Annotated in this window: 26 protein-coding genes; 3 read left to right on the forward strand and 23 right to left on the reverse strand. The window is 54.3% G+C overall.

The features are described from left to right. Positions 1-95 precede the first annotated feature (95 nt). Positions 96-743 carry a hypothetical protein gene (locus JMI88_RS30065; protein ID WP_201365752.1) on the reverse strand — a complete coding sequence of 216 codons (648 nt, stop codon included), beginning with the start codon at positions 741-743 and terminating at the stop codon, positions 96-98. Between the two features lie 276 nt (positions 744-1,019). Between JMI88_RS30065 and JMI88_RS30070 the strand changes: the two genes are divergently transcribed. After that, positions 1,020-1,307, forward strand: coding sequence for a hypothetical protein (locus tag JMI88_RS30070; RefSeq protein ID WP_201365753.1), 288 nt, complete (start codon positions 1,020-1,022; stop codon positions 1,305-1,307). 25 nt (positions 1,308-1,332) lie between these two features. Here JMI88_RS30070 and JMI88_RS30075 read toward each other — a convergent pair whose 3' ends face one another. The 6 genes from JMI88_RS30075 to JMI88_RS30100 all read right to left on the reverse strand — a co-directional run bounded on the left by JMI88_RS30075 (position 1,333) and on the right by JMI88_RS30100 (position 5,238). After that, a complete protein-coding gene (locus JMI88_RS30075; RefSeq protein WP_201365754.1) occupies positions 1,333-1,776 on the reverse strand; it encodes a hypothetical protein in 444 nt (147 codons plus the stop codon). Between the two features lie 376 nt (positions 1,777-2,152). Beyond that, the gene (locus JMI88_RS30080; RefSeq protein ID WP_201365755.1) at positions 2,153-2,386 is read right to left on the reverse strand and encodes a hypothetical protein; all 234 of its coding nucleotides are present in this window, start codon (positions 2,384-2,386) and stop codon (positions 2,153-2,155) included. Then, positions 2,386-2,694, reverse strand: a complete 309-nt coding sequence (locus JMI88_RS30085) for a hypothetical protein (protein WP_201365756.1) — start codon at positions 2,692-2,694, stop codon at positions 2,386-2,388. Before JMI88_RS30085 ends, JMI88_RS30080 begins: the two co-directional genes overlap by 1 nt. 251 nt (positions 2,695-2,945) lie before the next feature. Then, positions 2,946-3,647, reverse strand: a complete 702-nt coding sequence (locus JMI88_RS30090; protein WP_201365757.1) for a restriction endonuclease — start codon at positions 3,645-3,647, stop codon at positions 2,946-2,948. A 552-nt stretch (positions 3,648-4,199) separates the two neighbouring features. After that, the gene (locus tag JMI88_RS30095) at positions 4,200-4,886 is read right to left on the reverse strand and encodes a hypothetical protein (protein ID WP_201365758.1); all 687 of its coding nucleotides are present in this window, start codon (positions 4,884-4,886) and stop codon (positions 4,200-4,202) included. A 61-nt stretch (positions 4,887-4,947) separates the two neighbouring features. Further along, positions 4,948-5,238: a hypothetical protein gene (locus JMI88_RS30100; RefSeq protein WP_201365759.1), complete on the reverse strand. Its 291-nt coding sequence runs from the start codon at positions 5,236-5,238 to the stop codon at positions 4,948-4,950. A 184-nt stretch (positions 5,239-5,422) separates the two neighbouring features. On the opposite strand from JMI88_RS30100, the gene JMI88_RS30105 reads away from it, so the two are divergent. Continuing rightward, positions 5,423-5,752 (forward strand): hypothetical protein, encoded by a 330-nt coding sequence (locus JMI88_RS30105; RefSeq protein ID WP_201365760.1) that lies wholly within the window; start codon positions 5,423-5,425, stop codon positions 5,750-5,752. Positions 5,753-5,829: 77 nt separating this feature from the next. On the opposite strand, the gene JMI88_RS30110 is transcribed toward JMI88_RS30105, so the two are convergent. From JMI88_RS30110 to JMI88_RS30135, 6 genes are all read right to left on the reverse strand, one after another. Then, positions 5,830-7,083 (reverse strand): PQQ-binding-like beta-propeller repeat protein, encoded by a 1,254-nt coding sequence (locus JMI88_RS30110; protein ID WP_201365761.1) that lies wholly within the window; start codon positions 7,081-7,083, stop codon positions 5,830-5,832. 6 nt (positions 7,084-7,089) lie between these two features. Beyond that, positions 7,090-7,488, reverse strand: coding sequence for a hypothetical protein (locus tag JMI88_RS30115; protein ID WP_201365762.1), 399 nt, complete (start codon positions 7,486-7,488; stop codon positions 7,090-7,092). 209 nt (positions 7,489-7,697) lie between these two features. Then, positions 7,698-8,726 carry an EamA family transporter gene (locus tag JMI88_RS30120; protein WP_201365763.1) on the reverse strand — a complete coding sequence of 343 codons (1,029 nt, stop codon included), beginning with the start codon at positions 8,724-8,726 and terminating at the stop codon, positions 7,698-7,700. A gap of 14 nt (positions 8,727-8,740) precedes the next feature. Then, on the reverse strand, positions 8,741-9,367 hold the full coding sequence (locus tag JMI88_RS30125) for an LOG family protein (protein WP_201365764.1): 627 nt from the start codon (positions 9,365-9,367) through the stop codon (positions 8,741-8,743). Then, on the reverse strand, positions 9,364-10,182 hold the full coding sequence (locus tag JMI88_RS30130) for a class I SAM-dependent DNA methyltransferase (RefSeq protein ID WP_201365765.1): 819 nt from the start codon (positions 10,180-10,182) through the stop codon (positions 9,364-9,366). Before JMI88_RS30130 ends, JMI88_RS30125 begins: the two co-directional genes overlap by 4 nt. A 15-nt stretch (positions 10,183-10,197) precedes the next feature. Next, positions 10,198-10,458 carry a helix-turn-helix domain-containing protein gene (locus JMI88_RS30135; RefSeq protein ID WP_201365766.1) on the reverse strand — a complete coding sequence of 87 codons (261 nt, stop codon included), beginning with the start codon at positions 10,456-10,458 and terminating at the stop codon, positions 10,198-10,200. Positions 10,459-10,761: 303 nt separating this feature from the next. Here JMI88_RS30135 and JMI88_RS30140 point away from each other — a divergent pair, with 303 nt between their 5' ends. Next, positions 10,762-13,473, forward strand: coding sequence for a helix-turn-helix domain-containing protein (locus JMI88_RS30140; protein ID WP_201365767.1), 2,712 nt, complete (start codon positions 10,762-10,764; stop codon positions 13,471-13,473). Between the two features lie 86 nt (positions 13,474-13,559). On the opposite strand, the gene JMI88_RS30145 is transcribed toward JMI88_RS30140, so the two are convergent. From JMI88_RS30145 to JMI88_RS30190, 10 genes are all read right to left on the reverse strand, one after another. Then, entirely contained in the window at positions 13,560-14,660 is a 1,101-nt protein-coding gene (locus JMI88_RS30145; RefSeq protein ID WP_201365768.1) for an alpha/beta hydrolase, read from the reverse strand. A 358-nt stretch (positions 14,661-15,018) separates the two neighbouring features. After that, positions 15,019-16,950: a replication-relaxation family protein gene (locus tag JMI88_RS30150; RefSeq protein ID WP_201365769.1), complete on the reverse strand. Its 1,932-nt coding sequence runs from the start codon at positions 16,948-16,950 to the stop codon at positions 15,019-15,021. Next, positions 16,943-20,092, reverse strand: a complete 3,150-nt coding sequence (locus JMI88_RS30155) for a helicase HerA domain-containing protein (protein WP_201365770.1) — start codon at positions 20,090-20,092, stop codon at positions 16,943-16,945. Before JMI88_RS30155 ends, JMI88_RS30150 begins: the two co-directional genes overlap by 8 nt. Further along, positions 20,089-21,237, reverse strand: coding sequence for a CHC2 zinc finger domain-containing protein (locus tag JMI88_RS30160; RefSeq protein WP_201365771.1), 1,149 nt, complete (start codon positions 21,235-21,237; stop codon positions 20,089-20,091). The genes JMI88_RS30155 and JMI88_RS30160 overlap by 4 nt, the downstream gene beginning before the upstream one ends. A 1-nt stretch (position 21,238) precedes the next feature. Next, positions 21,239-22,246, reverse strand: a complete 1,008-nt coding sequence (locus JMI88_RS30165; protein ID WP_201365772.1) for a putative type IV secretion/conjugal transfer ATPase — start codon at positions 22,244-22,246, stop codon at positions 21,239-21,241. After that, on the reverse strand, positions 22,231-24,075 hold the full coding sequence (locus JMI88_RS30170) for a VirB4 family type IV secretion system protein (protein WP_201365773.1): 1,845 nt from the start codon (positions 24,073-24,075) through the stop codon (positions 22,231-22,233). Before JMI88_RS30170 ends, JMI88_RS30165 begins: the two co-directional genes overlap by 16 nt. Then, complete coding sequence (locus tag JMI88_RS30175; RefSeq protein ID WP_201365774.1) at positions 24,072-24,518, reverse strand: hypothetical protein; 447 nt, start codon at positions 24,516-24,518, stop codon at positions 24,072-24,074. Before JMI88_RS30175 ends, JMI88_RS30170 begins: the two co-directional genes overlap by 4 nt. Before the next feature lie 43 nt (positions 24,519-24,561). Continuing rightward, the gene (locus JMI88_RS30180) at positions 24,562-24,834 is read right to left on the reverse strand and encodes a hypothetical protein (RefSeq protein ID WP_201365775.1); all 273 of its coding nucleotides are present in this window, start codon (positions 24,832-24,834) and stop codon (positions 24,562-24,564) included. Between the two features lie 59 nt (positions 24,835-24,893). Beyond that, positions 24,894-25,478: a lytic transglycosylase domain-containing protein gene (locus JMI88_RS30185; protein ID WP_201365776.1), complete on the reverse strand. Its 585-nt coding sequence runs from the start codon at positions 25,476-25,478 to the stop codon at positions 24,894-24,896. Continuing rightward, the gene (locus JMI88_RS30190; protein WP_201365777.1) at positions 25,457-26,086 is read right to left on the reverse strand and encodes a CHAP domain-containing protein; all 630 of its coding nucleotides are present in this window, start codon (positions 26,084-26,086) and stop codon (positions 25,457-25,459) included. The genes JMI88_RS30185 and JMI88_RS30190 overlap by 22 nt, the downstream gene beginning before the upstream one ends. Between the last annotated feature and the right edge of the window lie 69 nt (positions 26,087-26,155).

The raw sequence follows: 26,155 nt of genomic DNA on the forward strand, positions 1-26,155 counted from the left end.
TCCTTGTACGGGCTTTTGATGTGTACCAAACTCGGTGACCGATGGCTGAGATCCTCAAAGGAGTAGATGTAGTTTTGCTGATCCATTGTTGTCCTCTATAGTAAATCTAAGAGATCACGATCTAGATCTTTATCTAGATCAATCTTTTGTAATTTGACCTGCCGGGGGAGAAGGCGAAGAGCTTTGTTCTCAACAATTTGGTGAGCTAAGTTTGCGATCCCTGAGATGACAAATGGGCGCATAGTTGTGATTCGCTCCTGGACAAACTGAGGATGGACCCCCTGATAATGCTCTCGTGTTTGTGGTACGCGCCGGACGAATCGTTCATCATAAATGTTGAGGAGATATTGCTGTGTGATGTCCTGGGCAAAATCGTCTGGAAGTATTCCTTGATGGTGGTGTCTCTCAAGGAGGTCGAGTTGCTGTTCACAAGCCCTGAGAGCGAGTTGAAGGCCTCGTTGAGATCCGCTGAATACTCTGCCGAGTTCGTTCATATCTTGCCGTGCAAGAGACCAATCGACCGAGAGGCTGTCCCTCAGATTGGCTGCGAGCTGTTCGAAAAGAAGAGCTGCCCGTTGAATGAACTCAAGAGGCGCATCGCCGTATTTATCTTTATCTTTTATCAGGCGACGGAGAACTTGTCGGGCTAAGCTTTCCTCATCTATTACTTCTTCACATATCCCCTTATAGATGTGCTGGTATCCTAAGGGGAGTGTAGGATGCACAATATCACCATCCGCCATATGGTACTCCTCGTTGTATCAACGCGCCTTTTTCTTTAGTGATGAGTATACAGTGGGAGAGCTACATTGTCAATAGCTAAGCGGAAATATTTTGGTAAAATTGTCAATTGTCAGAATAAAATGTCAGCGACTGTGCTGATAATGCCTTTTTATGCCATTTTGTCTCGCAGAAATCCGCCATTATTATAGGCCCTCTACAACACTGAAATTCGACTTCTGCTAAGGCACTTCCTCCTAAACGTGCATTTTCGTTCCACTGCACCTCAGAGGCCTAGTATGTCCCAAGCAACAAACACGGCTAGCAATTGTGACTGTGGCCAGCTGCGTTTGCCAATCGTCACAGAGGTCTTTATGCTCCTGCAAAAGGGCGGCGCGTTCGGCCTCTCGCTTCTGCTGACGGTGGTGCGCCTGCTTACACTTACCCTTATTATCGCAAAATTGGCGCGTTCGGCCTGCGGGAGCGTTGTCGAGCTTTGCACCGCAATACAGACATCTGGGCACATCCTCCTCTGGCTCTTTCCCAACCTGGGGTTTGCCCACAGCTGGAACAGAAAGTTGGAATAGAAAGTGGCGCTCGTATAGCGTAACGTTACGATAACAACATTAGTTTCCAGAGATGGGCAAACTCGTCCATCTCTTCAGGGGAACATTGCAATGTGTAGCGTAAATGGGCTTCATACTTTGCCCGGCTTGCTCGTGCTGGGAGGAATGAGGAGGCAAGTAATTTGTCTCTGAGTGCTGATGGGCTTTGCTTTTTGAGCCATGCCAGAAAGCTATATGTGCTATGATCGCCGTGAAATCGCCTTTCCAGGTCGAGACGATTGTGCAAGCGCATTGTCTCTTGCTCTAATGCTTCAATCGTTTGTGCCTGGTCGTGTACCTTTTCTCTCAACTCCTCCAGTTCAGAGAGAAGCTCCTGTGACTGTTCGCCCTGGTGCTGCTTTCTCCAGTATGCTTGTTTGTGGGCATCATTGCAAAACTTGCGACTCTTGCGCTTTCCTTCGATGATCGCCCCACAGTATAGGCAGTTCATGGATGCTTACCCCTTAGTGATTTATCGTAACGTTACGGTATTATACCACGAATTAAAAAGCGCCTTACCCCGGTGGAGTAAGACGCCTAGTCTGTATTGCATGCCAGAGGTGCAAGCTCTGACATATGCCTGCTAACTCAATTTCGTGCTAAGATGGTCTATTCTCTCGCAGTCATTGCAATAGCGACCGTTTCCGGCTGCATATCCTGCTATCTCATGTCCATTCTTCCATGTCTCACAAGAGAAGCAGAAAAAGCAATGAGGATCATACGATACAATTTTACCGTTCCTGATATCAGCAGCATAATCCATCTTGTTATATTTTTGCTGACAGTGATCACATGTAGCCTCTACGTATCCATCCATAATGTTGCTCCTATTTTTGCTCTACAATCTGCCCAGCAGTCACAATATGAGGGAAACCATCATTGCAGTCCACTTCATAGGTGGTTGGCAGCTGGCGGCCGCTCACCGTCTTAGACGGCGCTGTAATGTGGATCACTTCACCTGTAAATTCTTTGCCACCTTCTCGAAAGGTGATAGTGGCGCCATGCGCATAATCGCCGCGGCCGCTCTTACCGAATATGTGGTCTAGGTTCTGGTTGCTCATTACTGGCCTCTCTGTTCTCTATTCTGCTTGTATAAGATACACCAGACGGCATGATGCGCTTGCCACCAAGCGGCGCAATTGGCGCCCATCGTGTCGTTATCGTTGGGGCATGGTGGATCAGACACCTGTACATCGAGGCTGTGGCAGTCACCACAGGCGCCACAGAGCACGCTTTCACATGCTCTGCAGTATGGCTGCCCTGTCAGGGTTAAGGGAATGGTAGGCACGATCTGAACGGCTGCTGTAATCAGATCTGGCTTTAATCGAGATTGCTGCAAGCTCTGTATGGCCTGGTCATATACGCTCATCCTCATAACTCCTAAAACGGGGGGTCCGGTAGTGTCGCGACAGCGACGACTATAATATTATTCTTACAGTTTCTTTAATATATATTCTTTATGGTACTAATTTTAGTATCCCCTGAGCAAAAAGGATGCTAATTTTAGTACCCTCTCGAGCTCAAAAAAAGAGAGGCTCTCGCGAACCTATTTTGCTATTCCAACTTTCTGTTCCAACTGTGGGCAAACCCCTATTAGCTCGCGACAAGAAGCAGGTTTTGCTAGCTGCTCTTTTCAACCTGCTGAGCCAATATATATTGCCACGCACGCTCGATTTCTACAGGATACGATCGCAACAACTCGTTCAGCCGCTGATGGTCGATTACATGCATCTCCTTGCCTTCCCCTCGTGGAGCACGAGCGTTCTCATCGGCCACATGGTTAATGCCATCGCGCGTCAACGTCGAGGTAGTCACAATATACCCACTGTGTGCTCGATACGTGCGAATAGATGAACTAAATTCGCGCACTTGGCTGGATTTGACTGCACTGCCCAGCCGATACCGCTTGGCTTGGACACACACCGGCCGTGTATAGCGATCCCTCAACACCACATCCGTTCCCTTGTCCCCAGTTTTTCCACAATGTCTGACAAACGTATGCCCCAAACGCTCGCCACCGATAATGACAGCCGCTGCAAAAAGCTCAAACTCGACATCGCTCAACTTCGCGTGTGCCATTTGGGCCGTGGTAGGGATCGACAATCGGGGACGCACAACCTCGGGGGATGGAACGGCCCGTACGGCCACACGTGACTTTGCCGCGCGCCTTGGCGCCGATGCACATAGCAGCGAGAGCCACAGAAGCACCAGTAATGTTCCGCCCAAGAAGCAAACGAAGGCAAGCGCCGGAACGGACAGGCGAACCAGAGCGAAGAGGAGAAAGAGGAACAGAGCTCCTAATGGTAAAAGCATCGATCGCATCACGCCATCTCCTTGATAAGGAAAACAGTATATCGATCTTCTTCTTTATAAATCTGATAAAAGTGGAAAAACTGTGTAATGGCTTATTGCTGTAACACGTAAATCGCGGTTCTTTCCTATTCAAAATGTTTCAGTAGTATAATAATCTATGAGAATACTTATACTTAGAAGATCCTTATATCTGATTTTATAACGATGCAAGAAGTAGGGCCATTTTCATGTATCTGGCACGCCGATGCACCACTGAATCAAAGAGGGAATACCTGAGGCGATTGTCTAGCCGTCGAGCACATAACATCGTATCAAGTCCTTGACACACTCCTGTGCCGTGTCCAGCCTGCGACTGGCTCCTGGTTCTCCTACATTGTGGTCTTCCTCCTTATTGTGACGCGGCTGCCGTGTCCCGTTGCGCGCCTAGCCAAAGCATCGTGACGCGAGATCTCGCGTCACGATAGTAGATCCGTGGGCCAGTGGATCGCTGCCGGCATTGTGACGGCAGGTCGGGAGTCACAGGTCCCAGCTCGCGGCGCTGCCGTGACAGCCAGCTCCCGGTCACTCCTCCGGGTCGTCCTCATCCTCCTGCTGGCCGATATAGGGGCGTAGTCCGGCCTGGGCCAGGGTCGCCAGGACGCGTGCCTGGTCCTCGTCCTCCTCTGGCTCTTCTCGCTGCTGCCCAAGCTGCTGAGCAGCAATATCGTCAATGGCCTTTTGCAAGAGTTGGTACATGCTCAACTCGCTTTCGAGCTCCTTGATCCGGTGTGTATACAGAGCTTCAAGCTCCTGGTTATAAAATACAGCTTCTCGTGCCTGGCGCTTGGCGGCGCTGGCACTCTCGATGAGCACAGCAATGCGGTCGTGCTTACAGCGCTTGGCCTCGATCACCTGCACAATGGACTGCGCAAGGTCGTGGCCGTGCTCCTGGTCGTAATTCATGAGCAAGTCCGTCATCTCCATGACGGCGCGCTTGCTCTCGCTGTCGAGTTGCTGCTCGCAATAGGTCAAGATGCGGGCGCGGGCGGCGTGCCGCTCTTGGCGCTTGCGCTCTGCGATATTGGCGCGGCTCACCGCTTTCCGGCAGGCCTGGCTGCCGCAATGGTAGCGCACTTTGCTGCCATAGGCGGACAGATCCTGATTGATCGCTGCGCCGCAGTGAGGGCACTGCGGCGGGGCGTTCTTGCGCTCCTCTGCCTGGCGGATGCGGTCCTGCTCGTAGCTGCTATAACTGTAATTGGTGCTCATATGCTATACTCCTTCTAGGCTCAAACGTGGTTAGACGCCAATGATAGAGGGAGCCGTGTGATTACGGCTCCCCGGCCTCTGTAGCGGTTGTACTCAATAGCAGATCGATGATCTGCTGTGCTTGCTCCTGGTCAAGCTCGTGGGTCAACCAGGTTTGCAAGGCAGCAAAGCGAGAGATACGATGCGCGGTGCCGTTGTGCTGGAATATGACAGAATACGCCAGCGTGCCCGGCATGCCTAATTCCCCATAAACTCCGATATACTGAACGTGAGATACAAAAGAGAAGAAAAACGATAAAAGCGACCGTACCACTTTTGCATCTTTCTCAGTAAAATATCTTTCTGAAAACATACGTACCTCCTTCGTCATATGCACAATTAATTTTACACCATTTGGTGTAAAACCACAAGCCTTCCTCGCATAAGTTGAGCCAATTCCAGCACGAATTTGACACCGGTTGGTGCTTGATGCGATTACACCAACCGGTGTATACTTGTGGTCGGGCCTATTCTCTCATAGTGAAAAGGAATCAAGTATGGGGCGTACATTAGAGCCAGTGATCTCTGATGAGGTCAAAGCGATACGGGCAAAGATCGAGGCAGGAACGTGTCTGACCACAAAAGAAAAGCGGGTAGAGGTCTCCAGGGATGAGGCAGCCTTTATTCTGGGGGCGCTGGCCGGGCGTGAAATTGAGCCGGGATACATCAAGCAGCTGACACGTGGAGAAAAGCCACGCCTGGTGCCTGCACGGCCGATAGGGAATACGTACCTCTACCGTGTCGAGTCGTTGCTGGGGGTACGCTTCACCAAGGCACATACTCCCCCACATCACCAACCACGCGAACACAGCGCGCTGCCCGAATAACATACGCGCTGTGTTCGCGTTCCAGGTGGTGAAGATCACGTTTCATTACAGGAATGTGTCACCATCTGCATGCCATCTCATGCCAACGCAACCGCTGCTGATGCGGGAAGAGTTTCCAGTGCCCACTGCTTGTCGCCAGCTGGTGTCAACACATGGAGTGCATCAGTCGAGATAACCCAAATCAAAGAGGAGTGCACCCGTATGTCAGTCACACTGGTGCGAGACCCCACTGCTTGTTGCCAGCGCTGATGGCCGGCCTGCACATCCAGATCGGTCAACACACCATCACGTGTGGATACAAGGAATGAGGACGTGCCCAACGCCTGTACCTGGACAACAGGCGCCCCCTGGTAGGGCTGCTGCCAACGCTGCCTACCTTGCAGGGTCCAACTGGTGAGCCGCGTCTGACTCGCCCACAGAAAGCCTGCCGGGGAAATCGTGCCGCTCTCTCCCACCTGAATCGGATAAGGATGCTGCCAAAGCACGTTGCCCGATTGCAGATCAGTCGCGCGCAATCCAGATGAGGCCGCTGCCTGCCCGCCAGCAGGCAGGAACACATCAATATAGATGGTATACAGCGTTCCCGTCCTTCCATCAACATACCGTGCTTGTGTCTGCGTATCTTGCTGCCAGCGCTGGCGACCACTCTGCGCATCCAGATCCGTCAACGAACCATCGGTCGAGAGCAACAGGGAGCTGCCATGCAGATCCATCTGCTGCATATGCTCCCCTGGATCACCGTCATAGCTCCAGCGAACAGTCCCTGTCTGCGCGTCAAATGCGGTCAGGCGATTTCCTCCCCCAACAAAAAGATGGTGCGCATCCTGGGCCAACACGACATCACCCACAGGCAACAAACCGGTTTGTTGCCACACCAATTGTCCTGTCGTAGGATTCCAGGCGGTGACGCTACCCCCCTCTTCAGCCACATACAGCAGATGACCAAGCGCCATATTGAGCGCGACGGCCGAAAGGGTCTGATGCCAGATCACCTGCCCCGACCGTGTATAGGCAGATAACACGTTCGTTGCTGCATACAGCGCCTGCTTTGCCACTATGAGATGCGTCCCAACCGGAGGGAGATCACTCTCTGTCGCGTTTTCTGCCTGCCCCGTTTGCCTCCAGAGCATCGCCCCATTGGTTTGGTACGCCGTGAGATCTCCCGCACTTGAAAGCACATACGCTGATGGAGGAAGTGGCTGCGAACCATGCGGGCGGTTTGGCGCTGGAGTCCCGGGTCCGCAATCCGTCAGCAAAAACAGGAGCAAGAACAGACCCACAGAGGAAAAGACGGTGCCCCTGCTGCTGTCTACCTTGAGGTTTTGAAACATCCCCCCTTACCTCCTCCTACCTGATTTGGTCGATAGGGCCGACGGGGACAAGGCCGTCAGGATAAAGCCCATTTGTTGGACGCGCATTGGACAAATATGAAAATCCACACAGGCCAGGCGCGCATTTAAACGGCTCAGGTGCTTCGTAAGCAATTGGCGTGATGGCAATTCGGTTTCTCGCTGAAGCTCATCGAATGAAAGGTAGGATAAAATCAAAATATCAGTCGATGTGCCTGTGATGTTCGGATTTTGGGGAACGACAGTCAAAAAGGCTCGACACAGACGATATTGCGTTGGAGAAAGATTCAATACGCGTCCATTCACTTCAATACGGTGCCAGGCGTCGTCCCAGGCAATAGAACCTATTCCACTACGAATTTGACTCACTTGATTGAACGTTCCCATGTAGTTTCATCCTCCTCAAATCTCAAATGTTCGTAAAAGCATCGGGCGCAATCGTCGGGGAAGTAGCAAGCCTTTCCCCCATGCGACCCACAAAGCAGCGGAAAAGCAGAACGCAAACCATCCAAAGAGCTGGATACGAAGAAACACACAACGAGCCGCCAGCGGTACGTTCTGATCCATCCATACAAGAAGATTCCCTCCTAATACGATTAAGCCCTGAGCGCCAGCCCCAGCAAGCCAACGAACAACAGCGCGATGCCAGCCCACCGACGTGTAGACAACCGTTCCTTGTAGACGAGCAGCCCAAAGGCCATCGGAAATGCCGGGTAGAGCAGCGAGAGTGACGCCAACAGACTGGTCGGGGCCAAACGTGACCCCTGGGCAAAGGCACCGGCAGCCACCAGATCGGCAATACTCATGCATCCAAGCAAGCCCAGCAGCCGCCAGTTTGGCCGCGAACGCAGCGCACCCCATGCATGTCGTCTGCCTTCTGGGGCGCGGCACAGGGTCAGGAGCCCCACCAGGGCCAAGAGCACACAGGAGCTCAAGCGTGAGGCCAGCAGAGGCCACACAGGGCCGTAAACGTGGCTCACACGGGACATGCCAAAGGTTTCGCACCCGAAACACCCCAGGGTGACAAGTGCCCACCAGATACCCCGTTGATCAAGCCCAGTCAACCAGGGTCGCAGGAACAGCGCAGGATGTATCGTGAGGGTAATGGAACCTCCCGAGCGCTGGATCTGGAAGCCCGGGGCAACGGATGATGACGTCGAAGGGCCTCCTGTCTCAGCGGTGGGGATGGCCACACAGACCATCCCCATGAGCAGCAACATAAGGCCTCCTGTACTGATGACCGAGAACGGCTCATGTAGCCAGAACATCGCCAGCAGCAGCGGTACTAATCCATAGGCACTCACGAGAGGCGAGACCACAGCCACCGGGCCGTGAGCAAAAGCGCGTAGCAGCGAAAAGTTGCCAAGCATGTTACAAGTACCGATGACCATGCCGAGACCCAGAAGTTCGGGAAGCAGCGGCATCAGGTCGGAAAGCGCAAATCCATGAATAGGGTGGCCAAGGCGCATCGCGCCAGCCACCAACAAGAGCAACAGGAACAGAGAAAGCAGATGTGTCGCAAGCAGCGTCACGACGCTATTGAGCTTGCGCGCCGCAATAGCCGATCCAACATCCAGGCATCCATAACCCAGAGCCGAACCAAGCCCGAATAAGATTCCAAGCATAGCTCCCTCCTCCTCTATGCCACTCTCGGGACTCCAGCAGCTTGAACACGCGTTGCTATGTGCTCAAGCGCTTCTGTGACCGACGTTTGAACTGTGGTGTTTTTTGAGAGCGGCCGCGATGTAAACCCCTCTTCGTGTATATGGTTTAGAAAATGTAAGAGAGGGCTGAAGAAGTTGTTCACATTCAAGATCACAATGGGTTTCTGCATCGCGGAGGAAAGCCCATCCAGGCAAGAGAATTCGAAGAACTCGTCCAGTGTGCCCTGCCCGCCAGGCAGTACAACAAACCCATCAGCGAGCCTGGCCATCAACGTCTTGCGTGCCGCCATCGATCCCACACGATAGAGGCGAGTGAGGTGGGCGTGATTCTCTTCGGGAAGCCAGAGTCCGGTTGGTACGACCCCTATGGCCTCCCCTCCGTGGGCGAGGATGTTATCGGCCACAAGGCCCATCATGCCATCTCTTGCGCCTCCATACACCAGTCCGATGCGATGGCGCGCCAGCTCACGACCTAATTCGCGCGCACATGCTTGATAGGCAATGTTGTTGCCAGATTGGGCACCGGCAAAGACGCAGATGCGGAACCGTGGAGCCTGACGGTGGATCAAGCGCATGCGGCGAAGGAGCGCGATTATCTTCATGATCGTGCTGCTCCTGGCTTTTGAAATTTGAGGACTAAACCATAGGGCACATGCCCATAAAGTGGTTGTTGGCGGAGCAATGGCTCTGGTGCGCGCGTCTCGACCAAATCTGCTAGCTGCAAACCGGCGGCGCGAGCCAGAGAAAGATACTGACTCAAGGGGCGATGATAGGTCGGGACCCGTCCTCGCACGCTCTTATGATTATTGGTGGTATACACTGTTTCCTCATGGTACGCGACAGGCAGATAGTCTAGTCCTCCCTCGGCAGTTGAACAGGGTGCTGCCGGATGGATGATGGAAGAAATAGCTACCCCACCCGGGCGCAGGACACGGTATGTTGCCTGATACACCCTCACTAAGTTGGGCACATCCGTGAGGCCCAGGCAGCACGTGATGACATCCTGCGATGAGGAGGGCTGTGAGAGCAGCCAGGTGGCATCATCAACCACATAGGTAAGTGTAGAGTGAAGGTTCCTGTTCGCAGTCGTAACTGGAGAGATATAGGACTGTGCTTTTTCAATCAGGAGAGCAGCCAGGTCCACGCCCGTCGCACGTGTTGCTCCTACTGCAATTAAGGCGCGGGTAAAAACGCCCGTTCCGCAACAGATATCCATCACATCTAAATTGGTTAAGGGTGGCAGCATGGTCAGCATCGCCGGGATAACGGATTCATGCGCAGGATATACACTCTCGCCAAGAGCATGCTGTTGCTGTATGTGGTCGCTATACCATACGGCCACGGTATCATAGATAGATTGTGTTAGAGATGGCACGATGGCATGTGAGATCGTCTGCGATGTAATTTGATGTGTCATAGCTACTCCTTACTCTTATAAATCTTTTACTGTTTCTACAGGTAAATACTGATCAGTCATAAGGACTTGCAAAACGGGCTCGGATACTCTCAAGACAGTTCGTCCGCCTGTCTGCGGAAGGACCACCACTTTAAGCACTCCCTCTTTGGCCCATCGCCGGACGGTGGCGCGGTCTACGCGGAGGATGCCGGCAACCTCGCTGAGGGTGTACAGTCTGTACTCCTTTTTTTCTGAGGCCGGAGGAGCGGCTGGATCATGTTCAGATGCTGAGTCCATACATATTCGTACCTCTTCCTGTATTGCTGCTGTGATGATTGCGCCGACTGGCAACTCCTTCAGGTTTGGCCCGCCCTGAGAGTCGCCAGGTGCAGTCGGTTTCTGGAGCAAACTATGCCTGATTTTTGGAAGAATGGGGAGATGAAGAACCTATGAAGTTGCGATGATTTACCGATGAAATTGCGATGATTTACGAAAAATAGCTATAAATGGGAAATTTGTTTATAATTATGCTTGGTGATGAGATCGAAGTTTTACCCTATAAGCAGGATGCTCATAGAAGAATGAAACAGGGAAGCATGTATGTCAAAAAAACAAAAAGTGCTTAGCCGTGTTCGAAAACAACAAGGGTATACCCAAGCAAGCCTTGCGGAAGCACTCAATGTGGATGCACAGACTGTGAGGAGCTGGGAGTGGGGGGCACATGAACCAGGCATTGGAAAACAAAAAGAACTGGCAGACTTATTAGGAGTTCCCTGGGAAGAGCTCAATGATGCATTGCAATCGTCCGATCCGGGACCAGGAACCGATGAGATAGGAGCTCCAGAGCAGGGCAAGCAACCTGTTCAGCTTGAGGGCGATATGAGAATCGCTCGTCCCAGAGACAAGAATCGGCAGCGCATGATCCAACGGGTGCAGTCGCGATGGATCTCGGGGGTTTTGGATCAAGTGGCCCCTGGCAATGCATCATTGATGCATTTGAATTTACAGCTTGTGCCGGATGCTGTGGCGAGTCCGTGGCTGGCACAAAATCAAGAGCCTTATCACGTGGGGGGACAACCCCCATTGAACATGCTTATTCATGATGCGTATGAACAGGCTGGCGGCGAACTATTAATACTTGGCGAGCCTGGAGCCGGAAAAACCACCCTTCTGCTAGAGGTGGCAGGTACCCTGTTAGGGCAATGTCGAGCCGATGAAACGTTCCCTATTCCGGTGATCTTTAACCTTTCAGCTTGGGCGGTGAAAAAGGCGCCATTTGCTGACTGGCTTATCGAGGAGCTCAATGTCACCTATCAAGTGCCGGTGAAACTTGCTCAGAGGTGGGTGGCTAATGACCAAATATGTCCTCTGCTGGATGGGTTAGATGAGGTGACCGTGTCTGCCCGACCAGCGTGCGTGTCGGCCATTAATGTGTATCGGCAGGAGCATGGATTGATCCCGATCGTCATTTGCTGTCGTTCCGGAGACTATCAAGCCTTACCAGAACGCCTGATCGTGAATATGGCTGTAGAAATTCAGCCATTGACGCCGGAACAAATCGATGATGTCACCCACCAGCGCAATTTAGAAGCCATGCGAAGGGCGCTGCAAACCAATCTAGAGTTGCAGGAAATTGTCTCTACCCCTTTGATGCTCAACATCCTGTCACTCAATACGCAAGGCATGTCGCCAGAAGAAATTCAGACGCTTGATCGCTCGTTAATCTTTGAGAATTATATCGACCGCCTCTTGCGCAAAGAAGCGGACCATCGTTATCCTTCAGGGCAGATGAAAAAGTGGCTGTCCTGGCTGGCTCTGCAGATGCAGAAACATAATCAGGTCGAGTTTTACCTCGAACAGATGCAACCGGATTTGCTGTATGATGATCATCACTATCATCACTATCGACGAGCGGTAATTCGGATCGTGATGATCATTCAATGCCTGATTACAGGAGCGCTGACTGCGTGGTTAAAAGGGGGGCTGAAAAATGGCGTCGTGGGATCAGGGAATGGAGTGCTTGGCTTATTTGGAGGAGGATCTGGCAATACAATGCTTGGATGGATGGCCCCAGGCATTGGCGGGGGAACGCAGGGGGGAGCGAGCCTCATTATTATTTTAATTATCGTGGTCTGGGTGGTAACCATCCTTGTGGGGAATCCATCCCTGCCGAATCTCTCTTTTTCTGCGATCCGTTACGGACTGTTCCGTGGATTGCGAACGGGCTTGATGCTCGGAATTGCTGTGAGCGCGCTGGCCATTCCCTTTTTCTCGCATGTAAATCTCGTTCACGGCTGGCAAGGTAATGGAATTCTCTATGGGTTGGGGCTTGGATTCTTCCTGGGGATCTCGGGCGGGCTGATGAATGGCTTAGATGCTGGGTTACGCTATAAGCGTAACGAACCACAGGATACCGTTTCCTTTTGGGATAAAGTGGTTGATGGGCTTGTTTTGGGCGCTGGTGGAGCAGTCAGTTTCATGGTGGTGGAGGAGTTGCTTGGGGTGAGCCAGCAATCAACGCTGATTTACAGCGGCGTTATTTTTCTCTTTTACTTCATTGCCTATGGTTTTGGAGGCGGAAGTAGTTTGTTTTCCGCACTCATATACACCAGCCCATCCTGGATTCGGCCGGCTGAGCGAGTCACGTGGTCATGGGCGAATATGGCGCTCGATGTGCGGAAAAATAGTGCAAGAAGCCTCGTGCTGGCGATTGTTACTGGTTTGAGCGTGAGCATCGTTATTGCGTGCATGAGCAGCTTCTTCTTCTTCGATATTCCTTATGGGCTACACTATGGAGCCGTTTTTGGTATCATCTGCGGCGTCATTATTGGGGTAGCTGGTTGGCTTACAGGTATGATCACCAGTGGGTGGTCCAGTGATATGATCCCCCAGGATCAGCACGTTAGACCCAATGAAGGCATTCTCCATTCAGGACGAAACGCGCTCCTGGGGGCTTTGGTGTTTGCGCCACTCGGCGCTTTTGCCAGCGGTATTGCTTGTGGCATTGGGTTTGGCATGGTTGGAGGTTTAGGGACCTGGCCAGTCATGGCAAAAGCGTTTGCGGTCATGTTCGTGCTTCTGTTTTTTGTCGTTTTTGCTACTGCACAGGGTGGTATCGCGTGGATTCAACATTATGTGCTACGCGTGTATCTCTGGCGAAACCATACAATTCCTTTCGACTATGTGCGATTCCTCAATGTAGCGTCAGATTATGCGATCCTTCAACGTGTAGGAGGCGGCTACATGTTCACGCACCGCTTGGTCATGGATCACTTTGCCCACCAATACAATGCAAAGAGGCGGCATACATAGACCGCATACATACACCAAAGGGAGAAGAGGCGACTTGTGAGATTGTTGTTCGTCTCTTCTCCCTTTTTTTTCTGGTGAGTGAAAGGCTATCCGACCAGTGTCTCTACCTGGGTAAGGAATTTGCGTAGCTCTACTTCATAAAACTCACTGTTGGCATTCCAGCACTGAGTATGGTCGGCTTCAGGAACACGATGGTAGGTCACATTTGCATGCGTTGAAGCAAAGGCATCACTGATCGCAATGGGCGCAGTTGCGTCGTTGATGCCATGGAATAAGAGGGTGGAGATCTGGTTCTTGCCGACATGATCAAAAGTCGCGAGCTGGACGCTGGTACGCATCGAGATAATCTTTTCCGTGATGCCGGCAATAAAGCCAGGGAGATGGTTCTTCTTGACCAGCGCGTTGAGTGTTGCGCGCCAATTGAGTACAGGAGAGTCGAGTACTACCGCTTGGACGGCGTGGGCATGCGAGGAACGATCCAGGAAGAGTTCTACGATGGTTCCGCCCAGTGAGATCCCATAGAGGAGAATATGCTTCGCACCCTGCTCCAGGGCATACACTACGCTGGCCTCAAGATCCTGCCACTCGGTATCGCCGAGATGTGTCAGCCCGTCAGCGCTTGCGGGCGCACCCTCATCACATCGATAGGTGATATCGAGAATGGGAAAGCCAAGATCTGTGAGCGTCCGAAAGAAGCGGAGCCCTTGCTCCCGTGTTCCACTGGCACCATGCACCAGAATGGCCCAGGTCTCTTGTGTGCCAGTGACAAACCAGGCAGGCAGGTCACCGAGTGCACTGGGAATACGCACGTCTTGTATCGTCAGCTCCAGCGAGTCTTTCAGTAATCCACCGTAGACGGTGGTATTCCACGCCACCTTCGAGTCTGGGCGGAGCGTACCGGTCGAGTGGACGAGTTGGCGGGTTACAGCCTCAGACTCAGACGAGAGAATTGGGCCAACTATGGCCTGTCCATCGGCCCCGGTGATGCCAAACACGCCCTGGCGTCTGGTATTCTTGGTGCTCTGGAGCGTGATGGTCTGGCCATCGAGCGCTGTAACCGGAATGGTCAACGCTGTGGACGTGGGTGTACGACGCAGCAGCCTATTGGAGATATACCAACTGAGGCCAATGAGAGCGGCAAGCACGAGAAGAAGAAGTATCAGAACAATGAGAAGAACAACTAACATAATCCATCCTTTTGCTAGAGAGTGCTTCTTCATCACTTTTCAGGTGATGAGAGCCTGTTGAGAATTGTACCGTATACTGCCCGGTAGATAGTAATAGATAGTAATTTACTCATGTACATTTTTATCATATTTGTTGCATCATTCCTATTTTTCGCTACTTTGCGGCTAGGCTCAGTGTCTTTGCGTGACGGGAGATCCAGAGTCACACGGGCGCGCTGCAGCTGCGAGCGTGACCATCGGCCAACTGTCACAACGAGCGCCAGGCATCGGCCTTGTGAGCGAGAGCTGGCTGTCACAACGCTTACAACACAATCAATCTGCACACGTTGCCCCCTGCTTATTCAGGCACACAGGGCAGTTACACCCACGAAACGCGTGGCTGCTGGCTATCGGCGTCCTGATCCTTAGCCACCACACGCTTCCAGATCGCACTGGCCGGTCCCTGAGCCTGCATGAGGGGAACGGTGGTTGTCCAGACAGGTAGCCCCAGAGGCACAAGCACAGCTTGCACCAGTTGTGCAAGAAAGTGTTCTCGACTCGTACTGGGCACCACCAGGAGCAACTGCGGAAGCATCTGATGATCCTGTCGATACTGGGAAGAGCGGATGTAGTGGGCATAGGCTTCAAATTTCGTGATCAGCGCTGGACCATGCATCGTTCCCCGATCCCACTCCAGCCAGGCTTCGATGGGGGGCTGCGCCTTTCCTTGACCTTGATAGGAAAACAAGGCATCCGGCATCAAATTATGCCATCGGCCATGGAGACGGTAGCGATGCGCACATCGCCGGGTTTCCCACCACAAGAGTTCTTCCCCTCGCGCCCAGGCCTGCTGCTGCAGGCGTGCCAAAAACCCATAGACGCCTGCCGCATGCACACGCAACCGCCAGACATGTTCGATCCCGCGTTGCTGCCAATGATCATCATGGTACTGGGCAACATGAGAAAAAGAGACGCCTAACATCGCCGCCAACAACCGCAATCCCTCCTCACTGAGGTGATAGCGTTTCTCACGAACCATGACCAGCCCGTTCAGTCGCAAATCGACCAGGTAGCGTCGGATCGTTGCTGGTTCACTGCGCAAGAGCGAGGCGAGCTCAGGCAAGGCAAGCAGGGGAGAGGCATAGAGCTGTTGCAGCACCACAAGATGCCGATAACACAAACGCAAGCTCCAGAACTGATACGTCATCGCTTGCTTCGTGCTCCCGTTGTCCCCAAGACCGGGCGCTGCTCGTGCAGAAAATCCGCCCACGAGAAAGCTTTTACGCCCTCGGGGTGCGCTCGCTTCAGCTCCATCAAGCCGCTCCACCATTCTGGGTGCCAGTAATCCGGGGGGGATCGCCGTCACATCGTGCGCTTGTAACAATGAGTGCAGGGGCACAGGACCAGACCCATCCAATCCATGCCAGGCAAAACGCCAACTCGATACATGCTCTAGACGCATCGCGCATGCCCCACACAGGGGAGCCACCCGTAAATGAGCGGCTTCTTCCTGCGCACAGCGAATCCAGAGATCACGTTGATGCGCCGTTGGCGCGAGAATGAGCAGCGGCGGAAACGCATGGTAGACTGGCCAGCGTTCGCTGGCCTCACGCCATTGCAAAAGCGCGCGAAGCCGCTGCCGTATCAGATCCAGATCCCGATCGCCAACCAGCCCTGGATCAACGAGCCAAAAAACACAATACCAGGAAGGGACCCGTCCCGGCTCGTGCTGGTCGTGCGTTCCCTTCTGGTGTGCCTGACGCGAGAGCACCACCACCCCATCCAGGTGGCAGGTGATGCGTTTGGCACCCCGCTGAACGGTATGCCGGTACTGGTGTTGCCAATGCCACCGCACCACCGCCCGCTCCCCCGCACGATACGACAAGTGGCGCGGCGTCTCCGCGACAAAGGAATAGATCGCGTCCTGGAGGGGAATGTGCGCAGGCAGCCGCGGGAGCAGACGCAGCAAGGCATGCTCATCCGTCTGCCACAACGCGGCCAGCGCCGCTGGCTTCACTTCGGCACGTGCGGCCACCTGTTCGACGCCAGCGGCGCTGAGATGATACACCAATTCCGCACGTGCCGGGGCAAGGCATGCGACATGCACTGCCTCAATCAGTTTCAATGCGAGCAGCGAGGAGAGATGCCGACTGATCGTGGATCGATCCCGCTGAAAGACAAAGGCCAGATCACTCGCCCGCTGATAGGGATGTTTGAGCAGCCAAAAGAGTACTTGATCAGCAAACGATCCCTGTTCTTCAATATCAGTAGCGGCCACCGTCACGCTTGGCCCGGCTGCACCATTATTCATCGTCCTGGGTTCCTTTCTCGGCTTCCTTATCGTCGTCACTGCTAGTATCTTCTCCGCATTCCTTCTCTTCTCCGCTTTCCTTCATCGATCCCATGGTTTCCGTCCAGTTCATCTTGGTAAGATCCCTGTGCGGCTCTCCGGGGGCCGTTTTTGGGGTGGATGTCCGCGCTTTCTGCTGGTGCGATTTTCTTCCACGATTTCCCCCATCCTGCCGGGCCAGTCCTTTTTTCGTGGTGTCATTGGGCTCTTGTGGCAATTCCGCCCCGGGCTTTTCCCCTGGAGAGGCGGGCACCGCCCCAATCTGGCGGGCGAGATGGTCAAACAGTTCGGCGTCAATACTGCTGATGGGACGCATATACCGCCGCCGCACCTGCTCACGAATGACCTGCGCTTGCGCGGCATCGCCGGAGGGCGGAAAACACAACGTCAGAGAAAAGGCCGGATATTGGCGCTGCAGATAGGTCAGTTTGAGATAACAGTCGAGACTATGCAAATGCAAGATATCCTCTGGTTCCACATCGAGATCCCGATGCAATAGCCGCGCATCCTCAGCGCTCAAGCGGAAAATGGCCATCTGTTTGACGTTGGCCAGCACCACAGACAGCACGTTTTTCTGCTGGAGATAGTCGAGGGATTGGGTGGCCAGACAAAAGGTCGCTCCATATTTGCGCAATTCGGCCAGCGCCCCCCAATCGACGCCATCCAGCGTTTGAAATTCGTCAATAAAAATGGGCAATTGCTTGCGCTGTTGTGCTCCCTGGCTCCCTTGCTCCTCAAAGGCCACATGGAGGAATCCCAAGAGCGTCGCTCCCAAAATATGGGCCACATCTTCCCCTACCATCCCTTTCGCAAGCTTGACCAACAGGATCTTTTCCTGGGCAATATAGGTGGAAAAATCGATGGTCGTCTGACTTTGTCCCAGAATATGCCGGGCGATGGTGCCCTCAAATTTCGCCACCTTCGAAAGCACCGGATCGACCCGATCCCGCTGCATTTGGAGGCTCAGCGGATCAAAATAGGTGGCCCACCAGCGCAAGATATAGGGATCGTGAATAGTTTCTAAGAGCGCGTGACAAAAACTTTCATCGGTCAAAACGGGAATAACATCCAACAAGGTATATTGATATGCGGCACGTCCCTGGCGTAACAACACCTTGTTGGCCTCATACAAGGTGCGCATGGCGTATTCAAAGGCAATCTCCATGCGTGATCCCCACGTTGCCGCCCAGAACTGCGACAGAATCTTGATGAGATCGGCAATAATTTTATCCCGTCCCCGTGCCATCGTCGCGTCTAAGGGATTAATGCCACAGGCAAACTGGGCATCAGACAAATCAATCAGCACCACATCATCACACCGCTCCGGGGGCACCAATCGCAACACATCCTCGGCCAGATCCCCATGCGGATCAATCAGCACCAATCCGCCACCGCCACGCATGGCATCCCACGCCATGTGCGTAATCAAGGTTGATTTGCCCTCACCGGATTTTCCCGCGATGAGAAAATGACTGCGCAAACAATCTGCGGGCAGGCGAAAAGGCAAGCTGTGGCCGGCATGCGTCGAGTTGCCCAGAGGGGCGCGCGGGGAATCATGTTGCGCTCGCTGCAGCGCGGGAGGAAGCAAGCGTGTCCGCTGTTGGGCATAGGCAAACTGGGCCAGGCCTGGCAAGGCTTCAGCACTGGGCATATGCCAGAGCGCAGCAACAGCGGCCACATCAATAATATGCCGTGAACGCAGCACACGCCGCTGCCACGCGCCGTGCTCCAGGGCACGGCGCTGCCGCCCACCCAGCGATCGGGGCACAAAAAAGTTTCCATCTGCGAGATGATATTGCCGATAGGCCGCAATGAGACGGGCCAGAATATCCTTTCGTTGCCGTCGTGCCTGGCGCTGGGCACACCAGTAATCCCAGAACCGTGCACACTCAACGCGCACAAGTGATCCGGCAAGCAAGAGCGTGGCTCGAAGCTGGCACCACCCCCTGATGGTCACGGTAGTACCAACCAGCCAGCAGACGATCAAAGCCTTCTTCCTCTGTCCTCCTCGCATGAGTCCGTAGCAGCCACGTAGCCATGTCCATCCCAGCCACCCCGCCAACCGCATACGTGATCCCCATGCTTTCCATCCCGGCCATTTTCTTTGCGCGCCCAGAATCGACACGCGGCTGGGAAACCTGACCCTGGGGCCGATCACATACAAACACAACGACGCTCGATAGGCGCTACGCGATGTTCTCTCAGCCACCTGACGCATATCATACAGCGGAGGCTGGCCCAGCTGGCCAACGATGCGGCACAACACGACCGCCCCGATCCCTAGTCCCAGGGCCAGCGTGAGCAGGAAAAGGAGCGCACCGCGATGCGGCCCCACCCATATCTGTTGCCATTGCCCATGCAACAACGCAGTACACACACCTGGCAGCCAGGAGGGCACCCAGGATGGATTGTATTTGAGGGCCATACATCCGCCTAAGATGAGCACGCCAAGAAGGAGGAGGGGACCACTTGGGGCTCCAGCACCCGCACGCGCCGAGGCCATTTTCCACCGTTCTTGTTGACGCTCCGGATCTAACGCATGCTCCACGGCTTTGCGCTGATAGCGCTCGCTCCAGGTGGGTGCTGCGGGAATCAGCGCTAATTGGGCAATGGCACGCATCCCGGGCGGGAGTGCATCAAGCGCCCCTAAAACCCCCAACAATGGATCTTCGGCTCCTTGCGCCTTCTCAAAGATTTGTAATGGCAAATAGGAAGCGCGGCCGCTCTGAAGGTCCACAACGGAGAGCGTTTCACACGCATTGAGTTGTAAGGGATCGTCAAGGGGAGTACAACGAATAAAAGATGCATAGGGAAAGCGAGCCCGCAACTGCGTCTCCGCATGCGCAAGTGCTTGTGGATCTCCCGCGCGGATCAACAACCGACGCTCACGCATGGTTCCCACGATCTCCAAGGCAAGGGGATGCTGCCTATCGATCACTAGGCTCTGCATGGCCGTTACCAGTTTCACGATCTCTCCGTCACCATCGCGAGACTGAGCGGTGGAGGGAATCATATGCAATACACCTGGGCCATGGTGGGCCGAAAGAAGCGTTGTCTGCTTCTGAGGGCTCGAAGCCGAGGGCACACTTGACAGAAATGTCATTGCCGTTCTCCTTGAGCAAGCGTTCGTTCAATGGCATGGGTAAGTAATGTGCGGCCCCCTGCCTGCGTCCCCAAATCGCCAATGTCCTTAGCCTGCGCCACAGGAGCCAGGACCGTACTCCTGGCTCCTGCACGCTGAAGTTGGGCCAGCAAGTGCACACTGGCCTGTTGCCCTGCTTCATCTGCGTCCAAGGCCAGTAAGAAGGGCGCATTCGAGCGACGTTGCACATCCAATAAGAGGCTCAGTTGCCGCCGACTGGCATGCGTGCCCACTAACGCGACACAGAGCACGGGCAACTTCCATTGGACAGCGAGGACATAATCAATCGCGCCTTCCACCACGAGAATGCCCCGGACCAGCTCGCGCGCGCGTAAGCGCTGCAGCGCCAAGCCATAGCCGAGCAATGGTTTCGTGAGCGACAGCCCAAGATATTTCGGCAGGCGCCTGGAATAGCCTTGCCGATACGGCTGAAGACTGCGACCAATCATCCAAGCACAATCCTCATCCATGCATTCCGGAATCGTCAATCGGCCAAGCATACGCTCGCTCCCCTGGGGGCTTAACAGGCCCATGCCTTGCGCCTGCTGAAGCCGAGATGCAGGGAGCTCCAGCCGAGAAAAACAGGTTCCGTCAGCATAGCCCAGCCCACACAACTGGATGCCATCCTTGGTAATGCCCCGTTCCCGCTGGAGCCGCTCCAGCAGCGGAGTATGCGTCAGAAGGGTCTGATGATAGTGCTGGTGGACATGTGTTAATAGTTCGTGCCGGGCGCTATCCTGCTGCGCCACCGGGAAAGGAACCGGTAACACAGGCCGAGGAGTACGATGGCGCAGGAGTTGTGTGGTGGGCAGCGGCACAACGTTTGATGCGAGGCGCCGCATGGCTTCGGAAAAGGAGCAGACATCAAATGCTTGCACAAAATCAATCACATCTCCATCAGCACCACAGCCAAAGCAGTGATAACGCTGATTGGAAATGTACACATTAAAACTGGGCGTCTGGTCATACGCATGGAAGGGACACTGTCCTTCCATGCGCTCTCCTGACTGATTACCACGCAATTCGACGCCCCGGCGGCGGATAACATCCTCCAGGCGTACCTGTGCTTTGATCTGCTGCACCGTCCATGTGGGTGATACTGTCATCTTATTCCCCTCGCTCCCCAGAAAACAACGCAAACGAATCGCGGGGGGTGGGAAAAGGGAGCTGTGGATACGGAAGAGGTGCTTCTTCAGCATCCTCCCCAGGTACCACCCCGGCGCTTTCCTGCGTAGAAGGGGCAGTGATGAGTAGCTCGGACCTGCTCTCCTCCTGTAACAGATTCAATTCTCGCAACAAGTCATAGGAGACGGACCCTGCATGTTGCCGGCTCCAACTCGTAATTTCCCGTCGATCTGTCGTAGCCAGGAGATGTTCCACTTCGCTAGCTTCAAAGCGGACATGCAATCGCTTCTCGCTCGTCAGCAACAGCGCCTCGCCCACAGGTAATCGACGCAGAAGTTGCACTTCACGTGTCGAGAGCTTGAACATGCCTTCAACCAAATCCACAGAGGTGGCATCCTGCCGCATGAGCACATGGGTTGCACAGTTCGCGGGGATGGCACTGTCTTGAAAGATGCGAGGATGTTGACTGATAACGGTCACCCCCAAATAATATTTGCGTGCTCGCCGTACCAGATCCTCAAGAAAGACGGCCCCACTTTTATAATCCATCAAGGTCGCTGCCTCATCCACGATCAATTGCCGAGGAATCGAGGACTGGAAGGATTGGGTCCACACAAAATTGGAGACAAGAAACAGCCCGATTGGGCGCAGCTCCGTGCTTAAATCATAGAGATCAAATGTGACAATCATCCGGTCGAGCGAGACATTGGTGGCCCCATCAAAGAGTCCGGCCAGTGAGCCCTTCACATATCGGCGCAAGCGTTGCTTGAGTCCCGTTGGATCGGGGCCACAATCACCTTTTTCCAGCACCTCATAGAGGTCGCGCATCAAGGGTGCCGGGCGCGTATGCGTCTGGGGCTCTTTTGATATCCCCACCTTGCGGTATGCTTCATAGAGCGCGCGATCTAACAGTCCGTGTTCACTGCTATCAAGCGTCCCTCCGCCATCGGGAGTACGGTTCGCCAGCATGATTTCTAGCAAGGTATGCAATTTGGCGACATGATCCGCCAGGCGATCTTCATGCTCGTTCCGGCTTCCTTCCCCCGTTGAGGAAGGTCGAAGGGGTTGAGGTGCTGCGCAGATCCAGGAGAGAGACGAATCGTCTGCCCACCCAGCGTTGTACTAATGTGACCGTACTCCTGCTCATGATCAATCAGAATCGCCTGGAAAGGGAGCCCCTTTTCAGGGGCAAGTGCCTGAAGGCAATGATATTTCAGGGCCAGGCGAATCAGCATCGATTTGATACTGTGCGACTTGCCCCATCCCGGCGGCCCGAGAATAATTCGATTGGCATTGGCCATGCCCTCCCCCCAGGCATCAAAAATCACCGGATCACCTTGTGGCGTAATCCCTTCGAGGACTCCATGCTCGTGAAAAAGCGAATTCGACAGGAATGGAAAAAAAGTAGAAGCGCTACGGCTGTCTAAGAGAAGGCCGGGCATCTCACAGCGGCCATGGGGCAGACACGTGCGAAAGCCTCTATCTTGCTCAAATAAAGCCTCGCGGGCAACCAGCAACATGGAATGGAGCACCGCTTGTAGACGCGCCGTTCGTTCATTGAGGAGGCGTTTGGAAGGAGCCCGGAGCAAAATGACCACCGAAACGGTCAGCAGGCGTTCGGCCCCACTGGCCAGACGTAATAGTAAGGCCCCCACGTCACCGCCAGCGATTTGGGTGTCTGGATCGGCGTCATTGCCTTTCTGATTGGCCAGTAGTTGGGAACTGCGATAGGCCCGATATTGGCGTCGCAGCTGCGGCATCACCGATTCCGAGCTATGCGGATGGAGATGAAAACTGATCTCCATCGGCTCATCCAGATCAGCCAATGGCTTCAGCCAGCCAGGAAACACGCTCCGTGGCACGTTCTGCACCACCAAGGTGCGCGTCAATTCTTTTTCAATCGTCAGATAATCGGGGCCAATGGTCATCGCGGCGGGCGCGACCAGATCCGCAAGCTGCGTAAAGGTAAGAGGCGGATCTACGAGAGCGCGTTCGGCGGCAGGCGCCCGCTTAGATGGCTCTACTGTTATGAGCGCCTGTTGCGCATCAGGGACCTCCTCTACCTGTACCTGCGGCGACTGGGGGGCCAGAATAGGCTGATCAATCGCCTGAATAATGTCAGCGTGGAGTGGGAATTGCTGGGCTTGTGTGGGCCGCAGGCATCGGTAGTAGAAGGGGGTAAGCTCTTCTACTCCGCGCAGGCGCCGCACCGAGAGATTCATATCGCCCAAGAGACGCATCATCTCTCCGGCTTGCAAATCGAGATCCTGGCGGGCCTGCTCAACCTGTTGGCTCCAGCGTACTCGTCGCTGCGTCCGCGTCCGCAGCCAGCGCTGTGCTTGCGACACGGCTTGCCCGAAACTATTGGTCCGCAACAGCACATAGATCTCTCGTTTGAGCAACGTTCGCCGCTGCCCTAAGGCCTGAAGAAAGTCGGCATGGGAGGAGGAGAGCAACCGCCAGATCTCCTCAGCAGCCGCATCATCGTTCACCTCAAATTGCCGTAAATAGTCCCCCAGGTTGAGTGGCGAGACACGCCACATGATTTGGACGTCCTGGCTCATGCCAGCCAGGAGGCTCTGAAATTGCTCGTTGAGCAACATCTGCTCTTCCGCGCTTTTCAAATCATAGCTAATCCCTTCTACCGCCAGGACATTAATAAAATCATAGGAAACGCCCGACGCCGTGGACAGGCACAGCATATGATCATAAATATGGCGAATCCGCACAAAATGCTGTTGCACACTGCCACGCCAGCGCACACGCCCTTGCCGGCTGTCTGGCAGCGCGGGCGTACGTTGCGTCTTTGTTTTGCTCATAGGTGAAGCTCCTCCTCATCGTCATCGTCACTAGCATCGTGGGCCTGCGCCAGCGCCTCTTGATCGGCGAAGCGCACTTGCTCGCGCGCCACACTCTGCCAGAGAAACACCTTCGTGCCCAGATAATAGACCAGCATGATCCCTCCCCATTGTTCGAGGTGGCGACCTCGCACCTGCAGCATCGCCACCACAACGGTCACCAGGGCCAGTACCAGCGAAACGCCCCAATGCATAGTTGCGCCCACTGCTCCCAAGGAAACCCAAACAAGGGTGTGCTTCCAGAGCGAAAAGGCGGCCCCCCACCCAAACAAAAAGTAGATCCCTTGCCGCATGGTCAGCGAGATCGTGATCCCAAACAACGGGATCTCAATCTTATCTGGCACATTCAGGTGCGTGGGAATTTGATAGCGTGGAATTGGTGTGGTCGAAGATGGTGTGGTCATTCCACGCCTCCTCCCTTGCTGTGCGAACAACTCATATTAACGCCTACTTTCCAAAGTTGGAGACCAGGGTCGGAGCCAGGTTCGTGGCAACAACCACCAGAATCCCACCGACAATGGCAGCACCAATGGCTCGTTTGGCGTGCATCGCTTTTTGGTTATCGTCAAGCGCAAACATATACTGATAGCCTTCAATCACCAGGATAAAAGCCAGAATGCCAGCCAGCCAGCCAGCAAACATGGCAGCCAGACCATTAAATGCACCCGAAACATCTGCGAGTACAAAGCCTGGAAACGTAACCACCGAGAGCAAACTCATAGAAGTGTCCCTTTCCTTGTTTTGAACTTAAAGCATCCACTATGCGCAGCATCTAAGATCTAGGAGAGAATAGCTGCCACATAGTCCTGTGTTTCTCGAGGCAGACACGAGAGCCACGCCATCCCGCAGCGCGTTCTCGCACTGGCCACAGCTCCATCACCCGCATTATAGGCAGCCAATGCCTGGCTATAGTCTCCGTGATACAGGGTGACCTTTTGCGCCATGACAAACGCCGCTTGCCGCAAAGAGACCTGGGGATCATGGGGATCAAAGCCCAATCCGGCAGCGGTCGCTGGCATAAACTGGGCGATCCCAATCGCCCCGGCAGGCGAGACTGCTGCCGGATTAAAATTACTTTCTCGCTGTATCTGCTTCACGAACAGGCGTGGAGCGATCCCTGCACTCGTCGCATCATTCCAGGCGTCTTGCACGTAAGGCATCGAAAACGAGAGCCCCGATGGGAGTCCCTGTCCCTGGCTGCCACCAGGTGAGGCAAGCTCGCTCGTCATTGCATGCAAATAGCCCAAGACCGTCTCCCCTCCATACGCAATCCCCCCAATAGTCGCCGGTCCCCAGGATTGGATCGCGTAATTTGGATACACCGCCAGCGTCGCCGTACTCCCTACCGCGTTGGCTTGAGCCACGGTAATCGATCCATTGTGCCCCCCATTGGCGCCTGGAATGCAAGCACGACCGCAATATGTCCATATTCAACCCACTTTCCCTGCTCCAGGTGCGCTCCCCCTTGCCACACAATCAAATCTCCCACGTGAGGAGCAACGGGCGGTGATGTGGGAAATGAGCTCGGCGATGGGATCTCTTGCCACCCGGCTTGATGAGCATAGGCTGGCCAAAAGTCCTCCGCATTCATGATGCGCGGCAGAGGATTGCCCCCAAGCCACTGGGCGGCCGCGACAAAATAGACACATTGCAAGTTGTTGGGCATGGCCACCGCACATAACGCACCGGTATCGGTATGGCAAATGCCCTTCCAGTAGCCGATGACCGGCTGGAGAAATCGGTCAGCCGGATCATAATCATTGGCCAGTGGTCCAAAAATGTGCGCGACTAACTGCTGTGCTGCTTGCGCGACCACAGAGCTACTTCCGCCTCCACCACCAGCCAAAAAATCCGTGCTTGTCCCAGACCCCAACAGGGGAACGATCACCGCCGCGACCATCAAGATCACCACCAGGAGGCACCCTACGGCCAGTGCTCCAAGACATCCAAACACTTTTCCAAATGCGCCCACGTCGTAATGCATCCTTTCATCCGATCAGCGTGGAAAGCCGCACGACCCCAATGCGCCAGCAGGTGCTTC

The sequence above is a fragment of the Dictyobacter formicarum genome, assembly GCF_016587435.1.